Source organism: Shimia sp., from assembly GCF_049116215.1.
In the GTDB taxonomy this organism is placed as follows: Bacteria; Pseudomonadota; Alphaproteobacteria; order Rhodobacterales; family Rhodobacteraceae; genus Shimia.
This window is the reverse complement of sequence record NZ_JAGDZB010000002.1, coordinates 383027-404622: the sequence shown is the minus strand read 5'-3', so window position 1 is coordinate 404622 and position 21596 is coordinate 383027. Positions and strand designations below refer to the sequence as shown.

The following is a 21596-nucleotide window of genomic DNA, read 5'->3' as shown; positions in this document are numbered from 1 at the left end:
GTGCGGTCTGCTTTCTGACCGGTCCATGCAGAGCAAATGACCCAAACGAACGCATGAAGCGCCCCTCCCGTGTTTGATCAAAAGCGAAAAGCGTTAACAGTTGCCTAAAATTTAGGCGGCAATTGTAAATTTATTTTCGAATTTGCGGTGGCGCTGTAAAGGGGCGCGCTTTGTTGTCCGGTGTGCAACCATGCCGTCGCACGGCTTGCCTCGACTGTCTGATTGGGCTAGCCCAAGGCAAATGTTTAGAGATGGTCGTTCCATTTGTGTTCGGCCCAAGCCGAGAGAGTGAGTGCCGATGCGCCTGTCCCGCTATTTCCTGCCTGTGCTGAAGGAAACCCCTTCCGAGGCCCAGATTGTCAGCCACCGCTTGATGTTGCGTGCTGGCATGATCAAACAGTCCAGTGCGGGGATTTATTCCTGGTTGCCGCTGGGGTTCAAAGTGCTGCGCAAGATCGAGAATATTGTGCACGAAGAGCAAGTGCGGGCGGGCCACATTCCGATGCAGATGCCGACCTTGCAGTCAGCTGATCTTTGGAAAGAAAGCGGGCGCTATGACGCTTACGGCGAGGAGATGCTGCGCATCAAAGACCGCCATGATCGTGACATGCTCTATACACCAACCGCGGAAGAGCTGATCACCGATATTTTTCGCAGCAATGTAAGCTCTTACAAAGATTTGCCGCTGACCATGTATCAGATTCAGTGGAAGTTCCGCGATGAGATCCGTCCCCGTTTTGGCGTGATGCGCGGCCGCGAGTTTTACATGAAAGACGGCTATAACTTTGACTTGAGCAAAGAAGACGCTCTGCACGCGTACAACCGCCACCTGGTGAGCTATCTGCGCACCTATGAGCGTATGGGACTTCAGGCGATCCCAATGCGGGCGGATGGTGGGCCGATTGGGGGCGACTATACCCACGAGTTCCTGGTGCTGGCTGAAACTGGCGAATCCGAAGTGTTCTACGATTCCGCGGTAACAGACCTGTCTTTTGGTGATCGCGAGATTGATTACGACAGCGTCGCACAGTGTCAGGGCGTGTTGGAGGAGTTCACCACCAAATACGCGCGCACCGATGAGACCCATGATGAGGCGCTGTTTAACGAAGTGCCGGAAGAGCGTCGTCGCACGGCGCGTGGCATCGAAGTGGGGCAGATCTTTTACTTTGGCACCAAGTATTCTGACGCGCTGGGTGCGCAAGTGCAGACCGCAGAAGGCGAAAAAGTGTCCGTGCACATGGGTAGCCACGGCATTGGTGTGAGCCGTCTGTTGGGGGCGATCATTGAAGCCAGCCATGACGACAATGGCATCATCTGGCCTGAAGGTGTGACACCATTCCACGCGGGCATTGTGAACCTGAAGCAAGGTGACGCAGAAGCCGATGCGGCCTGTGAGGCGCTGGAGAAAGCGCTGGAAGCGGCCGGTCTTGAGCCGCTGTACGATGACCGCAAAGAGCGTGCTGGCGGCAAGTTTGCCACTATGGATCTGATTGGTCTGCCATGGCGCATCACGGTTGGGCCACGTGGCCTGAAAAACGGCGTGGTGGAGCTGACTTCACGGCGGACTGGTGAAAGCGAAGAGCTGGCGCCGGAAGCAGCGGTGGCCAAGTTGATCGAGATCTATGCGGATCACCGTGTGACCGGTATCTGATCCAGACGCTTTGTGAACTTTGAACATTGGGAGGTCCTCGCGATTTGCGAGGGCCTTTTTTGTTATGTCGCGGGGACTTGTGCCGGTTCCCGGACAGGAAGGGATTGTGAAACCGCGAAGGTCAATTCGATGACGATAAAGCCCCAGATCATAGGGCTTGCGCCGTTCAAGACGGCGTTGAGCATCCAGGCAGAGAACAGCCAGCGGCCAACTGCGTCGTAGCGGGCGAGTTGGGGATTATTCAGGCGCAGGCGTACGATCGACCAGATGATCACCACGCTGCCAAAAAAGTTGGCAAAGAGAACAGCATAGGCGTTCAGTTCGGGTAAGAGCGGCAGGCCGGTGATGGCATGGGCGCCGTTCATGCCGCTCCAGAACAGGCCAAGCGTCAGCGGCGTCATATAGGGCCAGGTGATCAGCAAATCGTACCAGGCGGAGACGCGGTACAGGCGGTGAAAAGCGGTGGGTGACATGATGCATCCTTTGTCAGTTGCGTTGGATGCGGGGAGGTGTAAACCTTGGAGTAGAGTCTAAGGTCAAGGAGAAAAATGATGCGGATCGGGGCGTTGGCCACGGCAAGCGGCGTGAGCCGAGACACGTTGCGGTATTATGAAAAACAAGGGCTTATCCGCGCCGACCGGTGGCCGAACGGCTATCGCGATTACCCGGAGGGCATGGTGGAGATGGTGCGGTTGATCCGTCAGGGGCAGGCCTTGGGGTTTTCGCTTAAGGAGATTGGCGCGTTGGTGCAGGGGCTTGGCGGTGGGCTGTCGCAGGGGGAGGTCGAGACTTTGCTGCGCGGCAAGTTGGCGGAGATTGATGCGCGTATGCAGGAGCTTAGCAACCTGCGAGAGGTGGTGGCGCGGCGGCTGGCAGAGGCGTGCCCGTTGGGATTGGATGCGCCGGGATCGCTTGACCCTAAGCGGGTGGCCTCATAGGGTCACGCCAACCAAGAACCGGAGCAGTTATGGCAGGTCGCACAGCCCCTTTTTCCCGATTTGAATGGATGATCGCCTGGCGCTATTTGCGCGCGCGCAAAGCTGAGGGCGGGGTCAGTACAATGACCTGGATCAGCCTGATTGGCATCACCTTGGCGGTGTTTGCCTTGATCGCCACCTTGGCTGTGCGAGCCGGATTTCGGTCTGAATTTGTTGGGACCATCCTGGGCGCCAATGCGCATGTAAGTGTTTATCAAAGCGGCGAAATTTCCGAGACCGGAGCAATTGACCGCACCATCAAAGACTTTGACACGGTGGCGGCAAAGTTGCGTGACGTGCCCGGCGTGACCCGGGCGGCACCGTTGGTGAAAGGGCAGGTCATGGGCAACCTGCGCAACCGGAATGCGGGGGTCGAAGTCTTTGGCATGCGGGCGGACGATTTGGCGGAGTTGCCACGGATTGCCGACCCGACCAGCAGTAATGGCGATATTGGGCGCTACAACGAAGGCATCGCGATTGGCTCCGGCGTGGCGCGGGAACTGGGCGCGCGGGTGGGGGATCGCATTAAGTTGATCTCGCCCAATGGTGTAAAAACCGCCTTTGGCACCTCGCCACGGATCAGCAGCTATGAGGTGGTCTACATCTTCAGTGCCGGGCGCTATGACATTGATCGCACACGGGTCTATCTGCCGTTCAGCGAGGCGCAGCTGTTCTTTGATCGTGATGGTGTGGCCGATGAAATCGAGGTGATGGTGGCGGAGCCGGAGAAGGTGGAAGCCTTGGCGGTGCCGTTGATGATGGCTGCTGGTGACCGAGCGCTGGTGTGGACCTGGAAGCAGGCGTCGGGCGGGTTTCTCAATGCGTTGGAAGTGGAGGACAATGTGATGTTTGTGATCCTCTCCATTCTGGTGCTGATCGCGACAATGAACATCGTTAGTGGTTTGATTATGCTGGTGAAAAACAAGGGGCGTGACATTGGTATTCTGCGCACTATGGGGCTGACCGAAGGCTCGGTGCTTCGGGTGTTTTTCATATGTGGGGCGTTTACCGGCGTGTTGGGCACGGTGTTTGGTGTGGCGCTGGGGTGCCTGTTTGCACTTTATATCGATCCGATTTTTTCTTTTGTAAACGTGCTCTTAGGCGGCGAGGCTTGGGACCCATCGATCCGGGGTATTTACCGGTTGCCTGCGAAGCTGGAGTTTGGGGATGTGATGTCGGCAATGAGCCTGTCGCTTGGTTTGGCTTTTGTGGTGACGATCTTTCCGGCGCGTCGGGCGGCGCGGATGAACCCAGTGGAGGCTCTGCGCTATGAATGATGTTGTGCTGACCCTTGAGGGCGTAGAGAAGTTTTATAACAAAGGCTTAGCCAATGAAATCTGCGTGTTGAGTGGCGCGGAACTGGCCCTGAAACCGGGCGAGTTGGTGGCGCTTGTGGCGCCGTCCGGGGCTGGCAAATCGACGCTTTTGCACATCGCGGGATTGTTGGATGAAGCGGACAGCGGCTCCGTTGAAATTGGCGGTCAAACCTTGAGCGGGAAGTCGGATCGTCGGCGCACCAGAGCGCGGCGGGAGGATATTGGCTTTGTCTATCAGTTCCATCATTTGTTGCCGGAATTCAGTGCGTTAGAGAATATTGCCCTGCCGCAGATGGCCAATGGCGTGAGCAAGGCGGATGCCGAGAAACGCGGCAGAGAGCTTCTGGAAACCGTTGGTGTGGCGCATCGGGCAAAACACAGGCCAGCGGAGCTGTCTGGCGGCGAGCAACAGCGGGTGGCGTTTTGTCGGGCTTTGGCCAATAAGCCACGGATTTTGTTGGCAGATGAGCCAACAGGCAACCTTGACCCGGCGACCAGCGATCAGGTGTTTGACGCACTGATGACGCTCGTGCGGGAGACCGGATTGGCGGCTTTGGTGGCGACCCACAATATGGAGTTGGCGGCGCGGATGGACCGTGTGGTGCGACTGGAAAACGGGGTTTTGGTGGACGGCTAAAGCTGTCTTGTTGCGTAAGGTGTTAACGCCGTAATGCGCGCCAAATTCACGTCGGTATTCTGTCGGTATCGCGACTGTTTTGCGGAGGTGACTGTTTTGTGGTGTGGCCAGAAGTAACAACAAAGTGCACAGGCGTTGCGGGGTGGCAAAGCGGTTGCATCTGTTGGTCAGTCCGGCAAGGTGTCCCCATGACAAAAGAGACATCTGTTCAAGAAGACCAGAGCCGCGCCGCGGAGCGCCGCGCCAAGGGTGAGTTTGTGCGCGGGGTGAGCGGGTTCCGCCATGCGATTGGCGATCCCGACTTCCCACCGGAAGCGGGGCGCTATCATCTGTTTGTGGCGTTAAACTGCCCGTGGTGCCACCGGGTGAGTTTGGCGCGGGCTGCGCTTGGCCTAGAGAGCAGCATTACCATGGATGTGGCTTTTCCCAACCGTACCGGCGAGGAAGATCCGGTGGGGCCAAATCTTTGGGAATTTGATCCAAGCCGGGTTGCGACGCTTACAGGCGAAACTTTGGCAGAGTGTACGGATGAGACCGGGACAGGGTTGGGCCTGCGTTTGGCCAAGCAGATTTATCAGCGGGAAGGGTCAGACGAGCAATCGGTGCCGATCCTCTACGACAAATTGGCTGGGCGGATTGTGAACAACGAGAGCGCCGAGATCCTGCGCATGTTGGACCGGCACGCCGCGGCGTTGGGAAGCACGATAAGCGAGGAGGCCCGGGTGCAGCTGGTGCCGCAGGACGCGGATGTGCTGTCCCTTGTTGAGGCGCTCAACGAGCGGATTTACGTGGCGATCAACAATGGCGCTTACAAGGCCGGGTTTTCATCTGACCAAAGCGTCTATGCGCAGGCTTTTGAGGCGTATTTCACGGCATTGGACGAGCTTGAGACCTTGCTGTCGGATGGGCGGCCGTTTCTCAGCGGCGCGGTGTTTAGCGAGGCTGACTTGCGGTTGTTCCCGACGCTTTATCGGCACGATCCGGTGTACTATGTGCGCATGAAGTTGAATGGTGCGCGGATTTTGGACTACCCACATCTGTGGCGCTGGCTATGCCGCGTTTATGCAATCGAGGGCGTGGCGACGGCCGGGTCGTTGGTGCATTGCCGGCAAGGGTATTTTGGCCGGTCCTGGAATGGGGTTGTGCCGTTGGGGCCGGTGCGGCCGATGGGCTACCCTGAGGCGTACCTGCATCCGGAACTGGCGGATCAAGGCCCTTCATAAAGCAGTGCGCAGGCAACCGGCAGCCCTATCAACGCAAAACGCGGCCCCAAAAGGAGCCGCGTTTCAAAAGTCTTACTCGGAGTGGCTTATGCCAGTGCGAGGTTGATCGCGGATTCACGACCGTCGCGACCTGCTTCGATGTCGAAGGTCACTTTTTGGTTGTCAGCCAGGCCTGTCAGGCCGGAGCGCTCAACTGCGGAAATGTGTACAAACACATCTTTGCTGCCGCCGTCAGGTGCGATGAAGCCGAAGCCTTTAGTTGTGTTGAACCATTTTACGGTGCCAGTAGCCATGCCGTAGTCTCCTTAAAAAATCTGCCCGCATGATTGCGACAGTGTGGCGAGGTCGGTCTGTATCGAGAGACTGAGCGCCGTTTGAAGGGAGACAGTGGTCGAAATAGAAAAACGTTTGCGAGCGCTACATAGGAGTGCGCGAGCGGCTATACAAGAGAAAGCTTCAAAACAATTGTTAAGATGTCCCGCCTTGCGCCCCGTGGAGCAAGTGGGCGGTTGCCCCCTTTCTTGGGGGCACGTGGCCGAGCAAGCCTACCAGACCTCGGGATTGTTCAAGGCCTCGATGCAGCTTGGCCGACCTTGCAGTGGCGTAAATGGCGCCTCGGTCAGGGATTGTCCAATCCAGCCATGTGGAAAGCTGAGCGGGAGCGGGGCGGCAGCGATGTCCTCGGTGATGGGTTGGAAGCCGGTTTTGCCGTAGAACACTGGGCTGCCGTAGGTGATGGCGATGTCTACGCCTGAGGCGCGCAGCGCCTCCAATGCGTGGGTGATGAGGGCTTGACCGATGCCTTGCCCGTGGTGCGCGGTGGCAACAGCCATCGGGGAGAGGAGAAAGACGCTGCGGGCATCGTTTACGTAGGTCAGGGGGGAAAAGATTACCGCGCCAGCCAACACGCCATTGTCGGTGGCGGTAAAGATGCGGGAGCCGTCGGTTTGGCGGTCTTGAAGCATCTGATCCACCATCGCGCCGATGAGCGCGCCTTCGGTCTCGCCTTCGGAGGCGGTGAAGGTGTCGGCAAAGAGCTTGGTGATCGCTTCAGCATTTGGTGTGAGGTCTTCAGCATAGATCATGGTGGGCTCTCCTTGAGGCACGGCTTGGTTGTGTCACGCGGTCTGATCGGGATCAAGGCGGGCAGGGGGGAACTGTGGCAGACTTGGGGACGTGGGGGCGAGCAACGCGGGCCAAAGGTCCGCTGTAGCAAAGGAGGACGTTGCGATGAAAACGGGTCTGTGGGCGCTGGCGATCACTGTGATGGCGGGGGCCGGTTTTGCAGAGGATGTGGAGGAAGGCGCGGCGCTTTATAAGAAGCACTGCGCAACCTGCCATGGCATTGATATGGATGGCAATGGGCCAATGGCGGGGGTGCTGGTTATCAAGCCGGACAACCTGTTGACCCTCAGCCAGGAGAATGGGGGGCCGTTCCCTTTGGTGCGGGTGATCAAGCGCATTGACGGGCGGGATCCGCTGGTGAGCCATGGCAGCCCGATGCCGGTGTATGGCGACTTCTTTGAAGGTGTGGATGTGGCGCTTAAGGCGCCGACTGGTCAGCCGATTATGACCTCGCAGCCGGTGGTGGAACTGGTGACCTTTTTGCAGAGCGTGCAGCAGTAGCGCCTAGACGCTCATGGCGAGCACGCGGCTGATTTCGGTGAGGCTGCGGCCGGATTGGTCCATCCAGATGTTAAACGCCTCCTGGACTTTTTTCATCGCGCCTTTGGAGGTGGGTTGCTTGTCGATCACGCCTTCAGCAACCAGGCGGGCAACCACGTCGCGGGACAGGATGAAGCTGTCTTTGCCCAGAAAGCGCAGCGCGTATTGTCCGGTGGCACCGCCGATGCGGGAGCCGCCTTTTTTCATGAACTCCAATTGATTGACGTAGTCGGTGTTGGCCCAGCCGCCGAGTACTTTGCCTGCGCCGCCATCGTCGCGCAGGGATTGGATGAAGTGGGCGTTTTCCAGCACGGTGCGGATTTTGGGGCCGTTGCGCACGATGTCGGTGTTGGACATCAGGCGGTCCATATCCTCGTCATGCATAAACGCGCAACGGTCGACGTCAAAACCATGAAAGGCCGCCTCAAAGCCGTCCCATTTGGTTTCGATGACCTTCCAGTTGAAGCCTGCCTGAAACACACCTTTGGTGAATTGCGCGAGCCAGCGGTCTTCGGGGATTTGCGCGAGGTCTTCGGCGGATTTGGGTTTGCTGAGCAAAGCTTCGAGGGCGTTAGAGCCGCCCTTGCGCTCGGCGGAGATGGCGAAGAGGTCGTCGAAGCTGCGCATGTTGGAGGGTCCTTTGGGTGCGGTGGCGATGGTAGCATTGTTGCGATTTCTTGGGGGAACGCCAGAGGTTGCAGTGTGCAATTTCTCGCAAGGTACGGGCAAAAATGCTCACGTTGAAGCTAGAGCTTCCCGCAGAGGTCGTTGTAAAACACTACTGCGGGCTCAAATTCTTTGTTCAAAGATCGCGTGAAAGGTGAAGTCTTATGGAGTGGGACGACTGCAGGGACGTTTTTCATGCCGATGGATCGCTGCGCGATATTTATGTTCTCAACACAACAACAGAGGATTGGAGACGCCTGTTTGACGCCTTTTTGCAGTATGAAAGGACGCTCTATTGCGACGGTGATCCGACGACGATGATCGAAGATCCGGCGACGATATTTGAGGGATGCAGTAAGCATCACTATCTACTCAAGGTGTTGGTGAGAGGCGTGGCTCTGCATTGCCATTTTTTCACTATTGAAGAGATTGAGATCGATGTTGATCCCAAGGAAATCAACTCGCAGCGGGATTTGGATGCTGTTCTAGATGCGATGGGTTCTATCGGGCGCGCCTTGGCGAGGCCGGTCCTCCTGACTGAGGAAACGACTCAAGATTTTGTGTGGATCGCGTTTGATCCTGCAATGAATGCGTTTGAGTATTTTGAACACTGACGAATTTTGGCGCCCTTCAGATTTGGCGCCGCGAACGAACCGAGGGGCTAGGACGCGAAGCGCTCGCCCCGTGGGGGCGGATCGGGAGATGCTAAATCGGAGATTTGGCATAGGCGAGTCCCGCAGTTTTGATCCTTCCAAGTCCCCCATCTTTACCTCCCCTTAACTCAAAAAACCTTAGGTGGCCTTGCAGCCCCTCAAACCCATGACTAAGACTCTCTTGGTAGGGTCCGACGGGCGGGCCGCAGAGCGATCAACAGGCAGGCGATATGAACGACCCTTTTGAAACCTATATGAATACCCTTGTGCCCATGGTTGTCGAACAGACCAGCCGCGGCGAACGCGCGTATGATATTTTCTCGCGCCTGCTCAAAGAGCGCATCATTTTCCTCAACGGTCCAGTGCATGACGGCATGTCGTCTCTGATCGTGGCGCAGCTTCTGCACCTTGAGGCGGAAAACCCGTCCAAAGAAATCAGCATGTACATCAACAGCCCTGGCGGTGTGGTGACCTCCGGTCTGTCGATCTATGACACCATGCAGTACATCAAACCCAAAGTGAGCACGCTGGTGATTGGCCAGGCGGCCTCGATGGGTTCGCTGCTGCTGACTGCCGGTGAAGCGGGTATGCGCTTCTCCCTGCCAAACAGCCGCGTGATGGTGCACCAGCCCTCCGGTGGCTATCAGGGTCAGGCAACCGACATCATGATCCACGCCGAAGAGACGCTGAAGCTGAAGCGGCGGTTGAACGAGATTTACGTCAAGCACACTGGCCGCACCTATGAAGAGGTGGAGCAGGGGCTTGAGCGCGACAACTTTATGTCTGCAGAAGACGCCAAAGAGTGGGGTTTGATCGACGAGATTGTCGAAAACCGCGCCAAAGGTGACGACGAGGACAGCTAACTATTGGGTGCCCGGTGGCGCAAACACGCCACCGGGCACTTTCGCATTGTGCCCACTTTGACGCTGGCCTAAGCTGGCTGAAACGTGGGTAGCCCTCTCCAAATGGGGGCAAGATTTGGCCTGAAAGGTACGACATGTCGAACACGTCCGGTGGTGACAGCAAGAACACGCTTTACTGCAGCTTTTGCGGAAAGAGCCAGCACGAGGTGCGCAAGCTGATTGCGGGCCCAACGGTATTTATCTGTGATGAATGCGTTGAGTTGTGCATGGACATCATCCGTGAAGAGACCAAAGCCAGCGGGCTGAAGTCCAGCGAAGGCGTGCCAACACCACGTGAGATTTGTGATGTGCTGGACGACTATGTGATTGGTCAGGCCACGGCGAAACGCGTGCTGTCTGTGGCGGTGCACAACCACTACAAACGTCTGAACCACGCGGCCAAAACCGGCGACATTGAGCTGGCGAAATCCAACATTCTGCTCATCGGCCCAACCGGCTGCGGTAAGACCTTGCTGGCGCAGACGCTGGCGCGGATTTTGGATGTGCCGTTCACCATGGCGGATGCAACCACACTGACCGAGGCTGGCTATGTGGGTGAGGATGTGGAGAACATCATTCTCAAGCTGTTGCAGGCGTCTGAGTACAATGTGGAACGCGCGCAGCGCGGCATCGTTTACATCGACGAAGTGGATAAGATCACCCGCAAGTCCGAGAACCCGTCCATCACCCGTGACGTGTCCGGCGAAGGTGTGCAGCAGGCGCTTCTGAAGCTAATGGAAGGCACCGTGGCCTCTGTGCCGCCGCAGGGTGGCCGGAAACATCCGCAGCAGGAATTCCTGCAAGTTGACACCACCAACATCCTGTTTGTCTGTGGCGGTGCGTTTGCCGGTCTGGACAAGATCATTGCGCAGCGTGGCAAAGGCTCTGCGATGGGCTTTGGCGCGGATGTGCGTGACAATGATGAGCGTGGCGTGGGTGAGATCTTCCAGGACCTGGAGCCAGAAGATCTGCTGAAATTTGGCTTGATCCCGGAATTTGTTGGCCGTTTGCCGGTTCTGGCAACGCTGGAAGATCTGGACGCGGATGCCTTGGTTATCATCCTGACACAGCCGAAAAACGCGCTGGTGAAACAGTATCAGCGTCTGTTTGAGCTGGAAGACACGCAGCTGACGTTTACGGATGATGCGCTGAAGGCGATTGCCAACCGGGCGATCGAACGCAAAACCGGTGCACGCGGTCTGCGCTCTATCCTCGAAGAGATCCTGCTCAACACCATGTTTGAGCTGCCAGGTCAGGACAGCGTGACCGAGGTTGTGGTCAACGAAGAGGCGGCCACCGGTCAGGCGGCGCCACTGATGATCCACGGCGAAAGCGAGAAAGAGCCGGCTGAAGCGGGCTGAGGTCTGGCAACAGGCTGAGAGAGATTGGAAAGGCGTCCCGGTGGGGCGCCTTCTGCTTTTGGAAAAACTACGAGCGGTTTGCTGGCTTTGTTAACTACATTGAGCATTTCAGCATAGAGAATAGCTCCCATTCAGGCATGATCAACACTTTGGGATTTGAGAGCTTAGTATGAAAGATGACAAAATCGTCCTCGCACACAAGCAATCCATGCGGCACCGCATGCAAATTGAGGTCAGCACAATTTGTGGCTGTTTCTTTTGTCTTTCGGTGTTCAGACCTTCCGAGATTTCGGAATGGTGTGATGATGATCAAACCGCCTTGTGCCCAAATTGCGGGGTAGATTCTGTGATTGGTGCGGCGTCAGGGTATCCAGTTGAAGAGAAATTTTTGGCAGAAATGAACCAACATTGGTTTTGAAAACCGTCGGTCATTATAGGGTGATAGCTGACCGTCACCCCAGTTCATGTTGCTAGATCCTGAGATTGAGACCACCGCGCACGAACTGAGGGGCAGGAAGCGGAGCGCCCGCCCCGTGGGGGCGGTTCGAGCGCTGCCAAAGCCTTGTTTTGGCATGATCACATCTCACCACATCAATGTGAACGCGCGTCTCTTGCGCCTCCGTGGCGCGGCTTTCATATCCCTTTGGAAAATGAGGAGATCTGTGATGCCCAAAGCCACGCTCTATCGGATGGATTTGCCAAACTACACCTGTGGCTACGGCACGGCTGCGTTGGAGTTGTTGCAGAGCCATGGGTTTGAGATTGACGAGCATGTGCTGCGCACGCGGCATGAGACGGATGTCTTCAAAGACAAACATCATGTGACCACCACGCCGCTTGTGTTTATTGATGGTGTGAAAATCGGTGGTTTCACCGAGCTGCGAAAGCATCTGAAGGGGCAGAAGAAGCCGTCTAAACGGTTCTGGAAACGCTAAGCCGCATTGACTCCGCCGCACCACCAGAGGATGTCTTGGACAACCTAATTCAAGGAGCCTCCCTATGTCTGTACGTCACATCTCCACCGGATCGCCGTTTGAAGAAAAAATCGGGTATTCCCGCGCGGTCGTGGCCGATGGCTGGGTCTTTGTGGCGGGCACCACGGGTTATGATTACGAGACCATGACCATGCCTGAGGATGTGGCGGACCAGTGTCGCAATACGCTCAATACCATTGGCAAGGCTTTGGAAGAAGCGGGCAGTTCGCTCGATGATGTGGTGCGAGTAAATTACATTCTGCCCAATGGCGCGGACTTTGAGAAATGCTGGCCAGTGACCAGTGAGGTGTTTGCCAAGGCCAAACCTGCTGCAACGATGATCATTGCCAATCTGATGGAAGAGGCGATGAAAATTGAGATTGAAGTGACTGCGCGGGTGTCCGCGTCCTAATTTGGTCAGAGCAACGGTCAAGGGCTTGATGTCAACATCAGTCAACCCCAATTACACGCTATGGTATATCGATGGACGTCTGTGATTGGGGCAGCTTTGCTGGGATTTTGGCCATATTGGGGGATGGCGCAAGACGCCTCCGCGTCTGATGTGTTTGCGCGCACGGCGCAGGTGGCCCCGAAGCAAGCGTTTGGGGTGGCGTATGCGTTTGGCAATGACACGCCAACCGTGATGGTTGCGGGGCCGCGCAGTCGGGGTGATGGCCGTAGCGTGGCGCCTGATGCACCGTTTCATATAGGCTCTATCAGCAAGAGTTTTACCGCGACGCTGTTGATGCAGTTGGCGCAAGAGGGACGTGTATCGCTTTCCGCGCCCATTGGCACATATCTGAGCGGGCCCAAATACCCCCTGCATTCGACATGGGCGGCGCTGACTCTGGAACAGCTGTTGAGCCATACAGCTGGCTTGCAGGTCAATGTGCCATTGCGCCTGCTGGCAAAACGCTTTGCGGAAACCCCAATGGCGGGACGTCAGCGGGTGCTGTCAGAGCTTTGGCAGAAGCCTGTGCCAAAGCCGGCAGGAAAGATGCGATATTCCAACGTCGGGTATGTTCTGGCCGGTGTGGTGGCGGAAGAGGTCATGGGGCAATCCTGGGAAGATCAGGTGCAGGCGCGGTTTGGCCGCGGGTTGGGGCTGACGTCGTTGGGATTTGGCGCGCCGGACGCTCCCGGGGCGCCATTGGGGCATGTCAGCATCGTTGGCGTGAAAAAGCCGTTGGCAGCCGATGTGCCAGAGGCGGACAACCCGGCCTGGATGGGGCCTGCGGGCACAATTCATCTTAATATGGCGGATTTGGCCCGATGGGGTCAGGTTCATTTGCAGGCTTGCAAGGGGGAAGCTCCCCGTTTTCTGAGGGCCGAAAATTGCCGGCGACTCTGGACGCCGGTGTCCAGAAATTACGGGCTGGGATGGATCATTGAGCAGCCAAAAGAGTTCGGCTCAAAGCGCTGGCACAATGGATCAAACAACCGGTGGTTTGCGGTCCTTGCGGTTTATCCGGAACAGGATCTTGTGGTTGCGACGGCCTCTAACCATGCGACGGCACAACGTGTGACCAAGCTGGAAGACAAGATGGCGCGCGCCTTGGTCGCAGGTGCGCGCTAACGCTTGTATCGCTGATGGGCCTCGCCCATACCTGCTGTCAGCGACAGGAGCAGGAGAGCGGGCCTCATGACATCCCATATTGCCACCGACCGCGCCGCCAATCGGCTGGGCGCGCTGTTCATGGTTGCGGCCATGGCAGGGTTTGCCGTGGAGGACGCCTTTCTGAAGGCGGCGGCGAAAAGCTTGCCAATTGCGCAGGTGATGGTGCTGTTTGGGGCCGGGGGCGCGATGGTGTTTGCGCTTTGGTTGCGGGCCAAGTCGCAGCCTTTGGCGCCCAAAGAGGTGGTGTCACGCCCGATGCAAGTGCGTGTGGTCTTTGAGATTGTTGGACGCCTGTTTTTCACCCTGTCGCTGGCATTGACGCCGCTCAGTTCAACCACGGTGATCTTGCAAGCTACACCTTTGGTGGTGGTGGCCTTTGCTGCGTTGGTGTTAGGTGAGCAGGTGGGCTGGCGGCGCTGGTTGGCAATTGTGATTGGTCTGATCGGTGTTGTGTTGATTGTGCGGCCGGGGGGTGAGAGTTTTAGCTGGCTCTCGCTGTTGGCCGTGGCGGGCATGCTGGGCTTTGCTGGGCGGGATTTGGCCAGTCGGGCGGCACCGGCAAGCCTGAGCACCGCGGTCTTGGGCCTCTATGGATTTCTCGCAATTGTGGTGGCCGGGGCGGCCTACGGTGCGATTTGGGAGCAGGTGCCGTTTCATACGCCGCCACCAATGGCGCTGTTGTCGGTGGTGGGCGCGGTGGCCTGTGGTGTGTTTGCCTATAGCGCCTTGATGCGCGCGATGCGCACCGGAGAGGTCTCGGCTGTGACGCCGTTCCGCTACTCGCGTCTGTTGTTTGGCGTGGCGCTTGGCGTGGTTGTGTTTGGCGAGCGCCTGGACAGCTGGATGCTGATTGGCAGCGCGTTGATTGTGCTTTCGGGACTGGTGATCATGGTGCGTGGGCGGGCCGCCGCCAAAGGGTGATATCATTCAAGCCATGTGCGCCGTTCCACCACTGGACCTTTGTGGCCAAATAGTCCATATGGGGGAAGAATTTGCGGAGACTCCCATGGGCATTTTGAGCACAATCAACAATGTTTTGACCTGGTGGAACGGCGGTACGCTGAACACCAAGCTGTTTACGGCGCGCAAAGGCGTGAAAATGGGCGAAGACGAGCAAGGCAACGTCTACTACCGCACCGAAAATGATTCCAAGCGTTGGGTGATGTTCAACGGTGAAGTGGAAGCAAGCCGCGTGAGTGCCGACTGGCATGGCTGGCTGCACCGGACATTTGATGAGGTGCCAAGCCAGAAGCCGCTGAAGCACAAAGAATGGGAAATCCCGCATCAGGAAAACGTGACCGGCACCGCATTGGCCTACGCGCCTGCGGGCACCATCCGTGCCCATGGTAAGGCGCCGGTGGAGCGGTCTGACTATGAGGCCTGGAGCCCCGAGTAAGCCTGATGTCTGCGGTTCGTACAGAGACTTTTGTTGGCGCTGCTGTGGTTGCCGCAGCTGCCGGTTTCCTGCTTTATAGCGCGCAGTTTGCCAGTGTTGGGCAAAGCAGTGGCGGCTATGGGCTAAATGCGTCTTTCCGCTCGATTGAGGGCGTGAGCGTGGGCACGGATGTGCGGCTGGCCGGTGTGAAAATTGGCACCGTGACCGACATTCAACTTGATCCGCAGACCTTTCGTGCCCTGACCACGTTCAGCGTGCTAGACGGCATTGCGCTACCGGATGACAGTGCAGTTGTGGTGTCTTCTGAGGGGCTGCTGGGTGGGAATTTTGTGGAAATTCTGCCGGGTGGATCGCCGTTTAACTTTGAAGCCGGTGATGAAATCGAAGACACGCAAAGCTCCGTGAGCCTGATTTCACTGCTTCTGAAGTTTGTGAGCGGTGGCGACGATGAATAAGTTTGGTGTGACAGCTGCGGCGCTGCTGCCGATGATGGTGCAGGCGCAAGAGATTCAGATCGAGATGCTGGAGATTGAGCCGCTCAAATACGAGACGCTGAATATCCCGCTGGGCGATGTGAAAAGCGAAAGTGTTGTGGCCGCGACGGTGGGCAAGGGCGCGTTGTTGCGGGGGCTGGATAAGCTGACCGGGCAGGTGGCCGACTTTGAGCTCGACAACGGCTATTCGGTGAAGTTTGGCACGCTGCGTGTGGATATGGCGCAATGCCGTCACCCAAGCGAAAACCCAAATGGCGACGCTTTTGCATTTATTTCGGTCTATGAGGATCAAGGCGAGGGGGCCAATGTGTTCCAGGGCTGGATGGTGGCTTCGTCGCCGGCGTTGAGTGCCTTGGATCACGCGCGCTATGACGTTTGGGTGCTGCGCTGCACCGGCCTGGCTCAGGCGGGCGACGAGAGCAATTCCGAGGGCGACGGCAACGAGTGAGCCGTGATGTCGGCGTCATGCCGCAACGCCCATGTCAGCATCTTGTGATAATCCGCACGTGGAACTTCGATCGCCCCCAATGAGATGAGGTGATCGGTCACAAACTGTGTGTCAAACAGGGTAAAGCCACAGCGCCGCAGATGTTCGATCAGATAGGCTAGGGCCACCTTTGAGGCGTCTGTTTGGGTGGAGAACATGCTTTCGCCAAAGAAGGCCCCACCCAGGGCGACACCGTAGACGCCTCCCACCAGCTCATCACGATCCCAGACTTCGAGAGAATGCGCCTCTCCGCGCTTGTGCAGGGCCATGTAGAGGGTGTGGATCTGATCGTTGATCCAGGTTTCTTCGCGGTTGGCACAGCCGTTCAGCACGCCTTCAAAATCGGCGTTGAGCGAAATGGCATACCGGCCACGGCGAATGCGTTTGGCGAGGCTGCGGGAGATGTGGAAGCTGTCGAGGGGGAAGATGCCGCGGCGGATCGGGTCCACCCAGAAAATGTCCGGGTCATCGCGGTTTTCGGACATGGGGAAAACACCCATGCCATAGGCGCGCATCAAAAGGTCCGGTGTGACCTCACTCATGATGCGCGCCCATTAGGTATCAGCCTTCGGCCATGTTGGCGTCGAGCCATTTCTCCAGCCAGTGAATGTTGTACTCACCGGTGTGGATGTCTTTTTCCTGAAGCAGAGCGTGGAACAGTGGCGTGGTGGTGTCGATGCCATCCACAATCATCTCTCCCAGAGCGCGATTCAGACGCGCCAGTGCTTCGGGGCGATCACGGCCGTGCACAATCAGCTTGCCAATCAGGCTGTCGTAGTAAGGCGGGATTGAATAGCCTTGATACAGCGCTGAATCCATCCGGACCCCAAGGCCACCAGGCGCATGATACGCGGTGATCTTACCGGGGCAGGGCGCGAAGTTTGGCAGACGTTCGGCGTTGATGCGGACCTCAATGGAGTGGCCATTGATCTCCAGGTCATCCTGACCAAAGGTCATGGCTTCGCCGGCCGCCACGAGGATCTGCTCACGCACAAGATCGACGCCAAAGATGGCTTCAGTCACCGGGTGTTCCACCTGAAGACGGGTGTTCATTTCGATGAAATAGAACTCGCCGTTTTCATAGAGGAACTCGATGGTGCCCGCACCGATGTAGTTGATTTTGGCAACCGCATCCGCACAGGTTTTACCGATGGTTGCGCGCTCTTCTGGCGTGATAGACGGACCGGGGGCCTCCTCAAACACCTTCTGGTGACGGCGCTGCAAGGAACAATCCCGCTCGCCGAGGTGCACAGCTTTGCCCTTGCCATCCCCAAAGACCTGGATCTCGATGTGACGTGGGGTGGTGAGGTACTTCTCGATGTAGACTTCATCGTTGCCAAAGTTGGCTTTGCCCTCAGCCCGCGCGGTTTGGAAGGCAGATTTCATCTCTTCGGCGTTGTTGGCAACTTTCATGCCTTTGCCGCCGCCACCGGCGGTGGCTTTGATGATCACCGGATAGCCAAACTCTTCGCCGATTTTCAGCGCAGCGTCGACATCTGGCACACCACCTTCAGAGCCGGGCACACATGGCACGCCAAGCGCCTTCATGGTGTCTTTGGCGGTGATCTTGTCACCCATCGTGCGAATGTGTTCCGCAGTGGGGCCGATGAAGGTCAAGCCGTGGTCTTCGATGATCTGCACGAAGTTGGCGTTTTCTGACAGAAAGCCATAGCCCGGGTGGATCGCTTGCGCGCCGGTGACTTCGCAGGCTGCGATGATCGCCGCCATGTTCAGATAGCTTTCGGTGCCCGGAGCCGGGCCGATGCAGATGGCCTCATCTGCCATGCGCACGTGCATCGCGTCAGCATCCGCGGTGGAATGCACCGCAACCGACTTGATGCCCATTTCGCGGCACGCACGGATCACGCGCAGGGCGATCTCTCCGCGGTTTGCGATCAGGATTTTATCAAACATGTGAACGCCTTATTCGATGATTGCCAGCGGTGCGCCGTATTCTACAGTGTCGCCGTCACCCACCAGAATACGTTTCACGGTGCCGGATTTTGGTGCCGGAATGTGGTTCATGGTTTTCATGGCTTCCACGATCAGCAGGGTGTCGCCTTCGGACACGGTCTGGCCCACGGCGGCAAATGCTGGCGCGCCTGGCTCTGGTGCGAGATACACGGTGCCCACCATAGGAGAGGTCACGGCGCCCGGGTGGCTCGCAGGATCGTCTTCAGATGCAGCTGGCGCGGCAGAAGGAGCAGCGGCCGGTGCAGCAGCGACTGCTGCGGCGGCTGGAGCAGCCACGGCCACCGGTGCGGCTGCAGCAACCACTTGAGTCTGGCGGCTAACCCGCACGTTCAGGCTGTCATCTTCGCCATATTCGCGCATCACTTCCAGCTCTGTCAGGTCATTTTCACGCAGCAGCTCTGCCAAAGCAGAGATGAAGGCCACATCAGAATCGTGATTTTGTTTGCTCATTTTACGTTTCTATCCCCTACGCGCTTAAGCGCTGTTGAGTCTTATTGGTTTCCCCTGCGGCGCTTATAGAGAAAAAGCTGCCCCTAGGAAAGCTGAACTGGGGTTCAGATGTGGGGAAATGGACGCAGTTTCCAGCCCTAAATGGGGCTTAGAGCGGCATTCCGGAGAGTTTGGCCACCAATTCCGCCAATTTGCGGGCGCCAAACTTGCGCAGCAGACGGGCGCGGTATTCTTCGACCGTGCGGTAAGACAGCTCCAGTTCGAGGCCAATTTCTTTGGAGGTCATGCCGCGACAGGTCAAGATCGCCACTTCGCGTTCCCGTTGTGTAAGTTCCACTACGGGCCGGTCTTCTGAGAGGTCGGCAAAGGACCAGACGCTTTTTTGAAATGGGTGGTCCGGAGAGGTCGATTGGCCGCGCACCCGGCACCAAAACAGCGTGCCATCGCGGCGTTGCATCACCCGTTCGTCGCTATAGCGCCCGGTGCCTCCAAGTGTGGAATAGACTTTCTCGCCGAGTTTCTGGAAATCTTCGTCTGAGGCGTAGAAGTCGGCAATGGAGCGGTTGGCACAGGCCTCGGCTGGGGTGGCAAACATCTCGCCAAAGCGCAGGTTCACCCGTTGGATGATCCGGTTTTCAAGGATGCAGAGTCCGACGGGGGCGTGATCAAATGCGAGTGCGTTTAGTTCCATGGGGTGCAGTGATGGCACAGGTCGGCGCGAAGGGGAAGGGGCGGCGGCAAACGACGCGCCACTGGGACGCGCCGTTTTGAGTCTACTCCTGCGGCTTAAAGGCCGGAATTGAAGCGGTCGCGGGCGGCTCGGCCTGCGTCGGAGTTTTCAAAGCAGACCAGCAGGTTGTGGTTGGCCAATGGGGTTTCGTGGAACACCAGTGCGTCGGCGTGTTTGGCCAGGCGTGGCTCTGTGTCGAGCATGTGTTCAAACACGTTGCGGTCAATCACAGCGGCGTCCATGCGACCTGCGGCGACCTTTTCGACATTGGACACGTCGGTTGGACCTGCGTCTACCTTGAGGGAGCCGTCCGCGATCATGGCGTCAAAGCGAGCTTCGTTGATGTAGCCTTCGACCACGCCGATGCGGTAGTTGCCCAGATCGTTGTGCGAGGACCATGTGAAGGCGTTGTCTTTGCGGTGGATAAAGCCCACCGGAGAGGTGCCAAATGGGGCGGAGTACACGCAGCGGTCACCGTCTTTCTCAGCATCAGCACCGGCGTCATAGTATTCCGGATAAAGGCCGAGGTAGTTTGGGTCTTTGGCGGCGAGGTTCACAGCGCGGTTCCACGGGAAGACCTCCGCAACCACTGCGTCTCCCGCGGCAGCAAAGGCTGCGGTGACGGCATCAGTAGAGGTGCCGGAAGCGTCGGCGTTCACATAGGGGGGCCATTCAAGCGTGGTCAGCTTGACGGTTTCAGCAGAGGCAGAGGTGGCGAGGGCCGCAAGGGCGGCGGCAAAAAGCGTGGATTTTTGCATGGTGACTCCAAAAATTGAATGGGCATTTAAGTTCTGACGTCACATGAGCATGAGAGTGCTAAGAAGGCGTTACCAATTGCGGGATTTGGCAAGGCTTCCTCTCCTCAGTTGCCTGCAGAGGAAATAGTGCTTTTTGCAGCGCTTTCGCCTGGTCGTGGTCCCCGGTAAAAATGAGCACAGCCCCCCAGAAACAAGAAAGCCCCGCCAAAACAGGCGGGGCTTTGCAAATTTAACAGTTTATCGCGCTTAGTTGACGATGGTCGCCTCAGTTGCGGCGCGCAGCTCGTCTTCGCTCACACCGTCGGCGCATTCGACGATTTTCAGGCCGCCTTCAACCACGTCCAGCACACCCAGGTTGGTGATGATGCGGTCGACCACACCTTTGCCGGTTAGCGGAAGGGTGCAGTCTTTCAGCACTTTGGAGACGCCGTGTTTGTTGGCGTGATCCATCACAACCACCACGCGGCCCACACCAGCTACCAGATCCATTGCGCCACCCATGCCTTTCACAAGCTTGCCGGGGATCATCCAGTTTGCGAGGTCGCCGTTCTCGGCCACCTCCATGGCGCCCAAGATGGCCATGGCGATTTTGCCGCCACGGATCATCGCGAAAGACTGCGCAGAGTCAAAATACGCGGTCTGTGGCAGCTCGGTGATGGTCTGTTTACCTGCGTTGATCAGGTCGGCGTCTTCTTCGCCCTCAATGGGGAAGGGGCCCATGCCCAGCATGCCGTTTTCCGATTGCAGCGTCACCTCGACGCCCTCGGGGATGTGGTTGGAGACCAGCGTCGGGATGCCGATGCCGAGGTTCACATACCAGCCGTCTTGCAGTTCCTGTGCGGCGCGTGCCGCCATTTGATTGCGATCCCAAGCCATGATTATGCCTCCTCACGCGGGCGCACGGTGCGCTGTTCGATACGTTTTTCGTGATCACCCTGAATGATGCGGTGTACGTAGATGCCGGGCAGGTGGATGCTGTCGGGCTCTAGGCTGCCGGTGGGCACGATTTCCTCAACTTCCACGATGCAGATCTTGCCGCAGGTGGCCGCAGGAGCGTTGAAGTTGCGTGCTGTTTTGCGGAACACGAGGTTACCGGTTTCATCGGCCTTCCAAGCTTTCACAATGGCCAGATCGGCAAACATGCCTTCTTCCATGATGTAGTCTTCCATGGCGCCATCCGGGCCGGTGGGGAACTGCTTCTCCAGCTTGCCCTCGGCAATCACGGTGCCCACGCCGGTCTTGGTGAAGAAGCCCGGAATACCCGCGCCGCCAGCGCGCATGCGCTCCGCCAGAGTGCCTTGTGGGTTGAATTCCAACTCCAGCTCGCCAGACAGGTACTGGCGCATGAACTCTGCGTTTTCTCCCACATAGGAGCTGATCATCTTTTTGACCTGTTTGGTCTGCAACAGGATGCCGATGCCGAAGTCATCGACGCCCGCGTTGTTGGAGGCAAACGTCAGGTCCTTGACGCCGCTGTCTTTGATTGCGTCGAGCAGAAGCTCGGGAATGCCGCAGAGGCCAAAGCCGCCTGAGGCAATGAACATGCCGTCGCTCAGAACGCCGTCCAGCGCCTCAGCGGCATTTGCATATACCTTTTTCATGGATGTCTCCCCTTATCCGGAAATTGGGGAGAGTAGTGACGGCGGGGCGGAGATGAGTCAACG

At 57.6% G+C, this 21596-nt stretch carries 28 protein-coding genes; 17 read left to right on the top strand and 11 right to left on the bottom strand.

What is annotated here, in order from left to right:
• Positions 1–298: 298 nt before the first annotated feature.
• Positions 299–1651, top strand: coding sequence for a proline--tRNA ligase (gene proS, locus JXR15_RS07590; protein ID WP_422052628.1), 1353 nt, complete (start codon positions 299–301; stop codon positions 1649–1651).
• 62 nt (positions 1652–1713) lie between these two features.
• Here proS and JXR15_RS07585 read toward each other — a convergent pair whose 3' ends face one another.
• Positions 1714–2124 (bottom strand): hypothetical protein, encoded by a 411-nt coding sequence (locus JXR15_RS07585; protein ID WP_422052627.1) that lies wholly within the window; start codon positions 2122–2124, stop codon positions 1714–1716.
• A gap of 78 nt (positions 2125–2202) precedes the next feature.
• Between JXR15_RS07585 and JXR15_RS07580 the strand changes: the two genes are divergently transcribed.
• From JXR15_RS07580 to JXR15_RS07565, 4 genes are all read left to right on the top strand, one after another.
• Complete coding sequence (locus JXR15_RS07580; RefSeq protein WP_422052626.1) at positions 2203–2589, top strand: MerR family transcriptional regulator; 387 nt, start codon at positions 2203–2205, stop codon at positions 2587–2589.
• A gap of 29 nt (positions 2590–2618) precedes the next feature.
• On the top strand, positions 2619–3905 hold the full coding sequence (locus JXR15_RS07575) for a lipoprotein-releasing ABC transporter permease subunit (RefSeq protein WP_422052625.1): 1287 nt from the start codon (positions 2619–2621) through the stop codon (positions 3903–3905).
• Complete coding sequence (locus tag JXR15_RS07570; protein WP_422052624.1) at positions 3898–4581, top strand: ABC transporter ATP-binding protein; 684 nt, start codon at positions 3898–3900, stop codon at positions 4579–4581. Before JXR15_RS07575 ends, JXR15_RS07570 begins: the two co-directional genes overlap by 8 nt.
• A 188-nt stretch (positions 4582–4769) precedes the next feature.
• Positions 4770–5804: a glutathione S-transferase C-terminal domain-containing protein gene (locus tag JXR15_RS07565; protein WP_422052623.1), complete on the top strand. Its 1035-nt coding sequence runs from the start codon at positions 4770–4772 to the stop codon at positions 5802–5804.
• A gap of 86 nt (positions 5805–5890) precedes the next feature.
• Here JXR15_RS07565 and JXR15_RS07560 read toward each other — a convergent pair whose 3' ends face one another.
• A complete protein-coding gene (locus tag JXR15_RS07560; protein WP_299427704.1) occupies positions 5891–6097 on the bottom strand; it encodes a cold-shock protein in 207 nt (68 codons plus the stop codon).
• A 252-nt stretch (positions 6098–6349) separates the two neighbouring features.
• Positions 6350–6889, bottom strand: a complete 540-nt coding sequence (locus JXR15_RS07555; protein ID WP_422052622.1) for a GNAT family N-acetyltransferase — start codon at positions 6887–6889, stop codon at positions 6350–6352.
• Positions 6890–7034: 145 nt separating this feature from the next.
• Between JXR15_RS07555 and JXR15_RS07550 the strand changes: the two genes are divergently transcribed.
• Positions 7035–7430, top strand: coding sequence for a c-type cytochrome (locus JXR15_RS07550; protein WP_422052621.1), 396 nt, complete (start codon positions 7035–7037; stop codon positions 7428–7430).
• Between the two features lie 3 nt (positions 7431–7433).
• Here JXR15_RS07550 and JXR15_RS07545 read toward each other — a convergent pair whose 3' ends face one another.
• Entirely contained in the window at positions 7434–8096 is a 663-nt protein-coding gene (locus tag JXR15_RS07545) for a DNA-3-methyladenine glycosylase I (RefSeq protein WP_422052620.1), read from the bottom strand.
• Between the two features lie 203 nt (positions 8097–8299).
• Here JXR15_RS07545 and JXR15_RS07540 point away from each other — a divergent pair, with 203 nt between their 5' ends.
• The 11 genes from JXR15_RS07540 to JXR15_RS07490 all read left to right on the top strand — a co-directional run bounded on the left by JXR15_RS07540 (position 8300) and on the right by JXR15_RS07490 (position 15981).
• The gene (locus tag JXR15_RS07540; protein WP_422052619.1) at positions 8300–8749 is read left to right on the top strand and encodes a hypothetical protein; all 450 of its coding nucleotides are present in this window, start codon (positions 8300–8302) and stop codon (positions 8747–8749) included.
• A gap of 269 nt (positions 8750–9018) precedes the next feature.
• Positions 9019–9651: an ATP-dependent Clp protease proteolytic subunit gene (locus JXR15_RS07535; RefSeq protein WP_422052618.1), complete on the top strand. Its 633-nt coding sequence runs from the start codon at positions 9019–9021 to the stop codon at positions 9649–9651.
• A 134-nt stretch (positions 9652–9785) separates the two neighbouring features.
• Positions 9786–11051, top strand: coding sequence for an ATP-dependent Clp protease ATP-binding subunit ClpX (clpX, locus tag JXR15_RS07530; protein WP_422052617.1), 1266 nt, complete (start codon positions 9786–9788; stop codon positions 11049–11051).
• 169 nt (positions 11052–11220) lie between these two features.
• On the top strand, positions 11221–11469 hold the full coding sequence (locus JXR15_RS07525) for a cytoplasmic protein (protein WP_422052616.1): 249 nt from the start codon (positions 11221–11223) through the stop codon (positions 11467–11469).
• Between the two features lie 247 nt (positions 11470–11716).
• Entirely contained in the window at positions 11717–11986 is a 270-nt protein-coding gene (locus JXR15_RS07520) for a glutaredoxin family protein (RefSeq protein WP_422052615.1), read from the top strand.
• Positions 11987–12050: 64 nt separating this feature from the next.
• Complete coding sequence (locus JXR15_RS07515) at positions 12051–12437, top strand: RidA family protein (RefSeq protein WP_422052614.1); 387 nt, start codon at positions 12051–12053, stop codon at positions 12435–12437.
• A gap of 96 nt (positions 12438–12533) precedes the next feature.
• Positions 12534–13601 (top strand): serine hydrolase domain-containing protein, encoded by a 1068-nt coding sequence (locus tag JXR15_RS07510; RefSeq protein WP_422052613.1) that lies wholly within the window; start codon positions 12534–12536, stop codon positions 13599–13601.
• Positions 13602–13667: 66 nt separating this feature from the next.
• The gene (locus JXR15_RS07505; protein WP_422052612.1) at positions 13668–14564 is read left to right on the top strand and encodes a DMT family transporter; all 897 of its coding nucleotides are present in this window, start codon (positions 13668–13670) and stop codon (positions 14562–14564) included.
• An 85-nt stretch (positions 14565–14649) separates the two neighbouring features.
• Positions 14650–15039, top strand: a complete 390-nt coding sequence (locus JXR15_RS07500; protein ID WP_299427743.1) for an NADH:ubiquinone oxidoreductase subunit NDUFA12 — start codon at positions 14650–14652, stop codon at positions 15037–15039.
• A gap of 5 nt (positions 15040–15044) precedes the next feature.
• A complete protein-coding gene (mlaD, locus tag JXR15_RS07495; RefSeq protein WP_422052611.1) occupies positions 15045–15494 on the top strand; it encodes an outer membrane lipid asymmetry maintenance protein MlaD in 450 nt (149 codons plus the stop codon).
• Positions 15487–15981 (top strand): DUF2155 domain-containing protein, encoded by a 495-nt coding sequence (locus tag JXR15_RS07490; RefSeq protein WP_422052610.1) that lies wholly within the window; start codon positions 15487–15489, stop codon positions 15979–15981. Before mlaD ends, JXR15_RS07490 begins: the two co-directional genes overlap by 8 nt.
• On the opposite strand, the gene aat is transcribed toward JXR15_RS07490, so the two are convergent.
• The 7 genes from aat to JXR15_RS07455 form a co-directional block, all read right to left on the bottom strand.
• Positions 15936–16562, bottom strand: a complete 627-nt coding sequence (gene aat / locus JXR15_RS07485) for a leucyl/phenylalanyl-tRNA--protein transferase (protein WP_422052609.1) — start codon at positions 16560–16562, stop codon at positions 15936–15938. The two genes, JXR15_RS07490 and aat, sit on opposite strands and share 46 nt — an antisense overlap.
• A 19-nt stretch (positions 16563–16581) precedes the next feature.
• Positions 16582–17934 carry an acetyl-CoA carboxylase biotin carboxylase subunit gene (accC, locus tag JXR15_RS07480; protein ID WP_422052608.1) on the bottom strand — a complete coding sequence of 451 codons (1353 nt, stop codon included), beginning with the start codon at positions 17932–17934 and terminating at the stop codon, positions 16582–16584.
• A 9-nt stretch (positions 17935–17943) separates the two neighbouring features.
• On the bottom strand, positions 17944–18444 hold the full coding sequence (gene accB / locus JXR15_RS07475) for an acetyl-CoA carboxylase biotin carboxyl carrier protein (protein WP_422052606.1): 501 nt from the start codon (positions 18442–18444) through the stop codon (positions 17944–17946).
• 148 nt (positions 18445–18592) lie between these two features.
• Positions 18593–19135 (bottom strand): LuxR C-terminal-related transcriptional regulator, encoded by a 543-nt coding sequence (locus JXR15_RS07470; protein ID WP_422052605.1) that lies wholly within the window; start codon positions 19133–19135, stop codon positions 18593–18595.
• A 95-nt stretch (positions 19136–19230) separates the two neighbouring features.
• Positions 19231–19932 (bottom strand): substrate-binding periplasmic protein, encoded by a 702-nt coding sequence (locus JXR15_RS07465; protein ID WP_422052604.1) that lies wholly within the window; start codon positions 19930–19932, stop codon positions 19231–19233.
• Between the two features lie 246 nt (positions 19933–20178).
• Positions 20179–20808: a 3-oxoacid CoA-transferase subunit B gene (locus JXR15_RS07460; RefSeq protein ID WP_422052603.1), complete on the bottom strand. Its 630-nt coding sequence runs from the start codon at positions 20806–20808 to the stop codon at positions 20179–20181.
• A 2-nt stretch (positions 20809–20810) separates the two neighbouring features.
• Positions 20811–21533 carry a CoA transferase subunit A gene (locus JXR15_RS07455; protein ID WP_422052602.1) on the bottom strand — a complete coding sequence of 241 codons (723 nt, stop codon included), beginning with the start codon at positions 21531–21533 and terminating at the stop codon, positions 20811–20813.
• Positions 21534–21596: the final 63 nt, after the last annotated feature.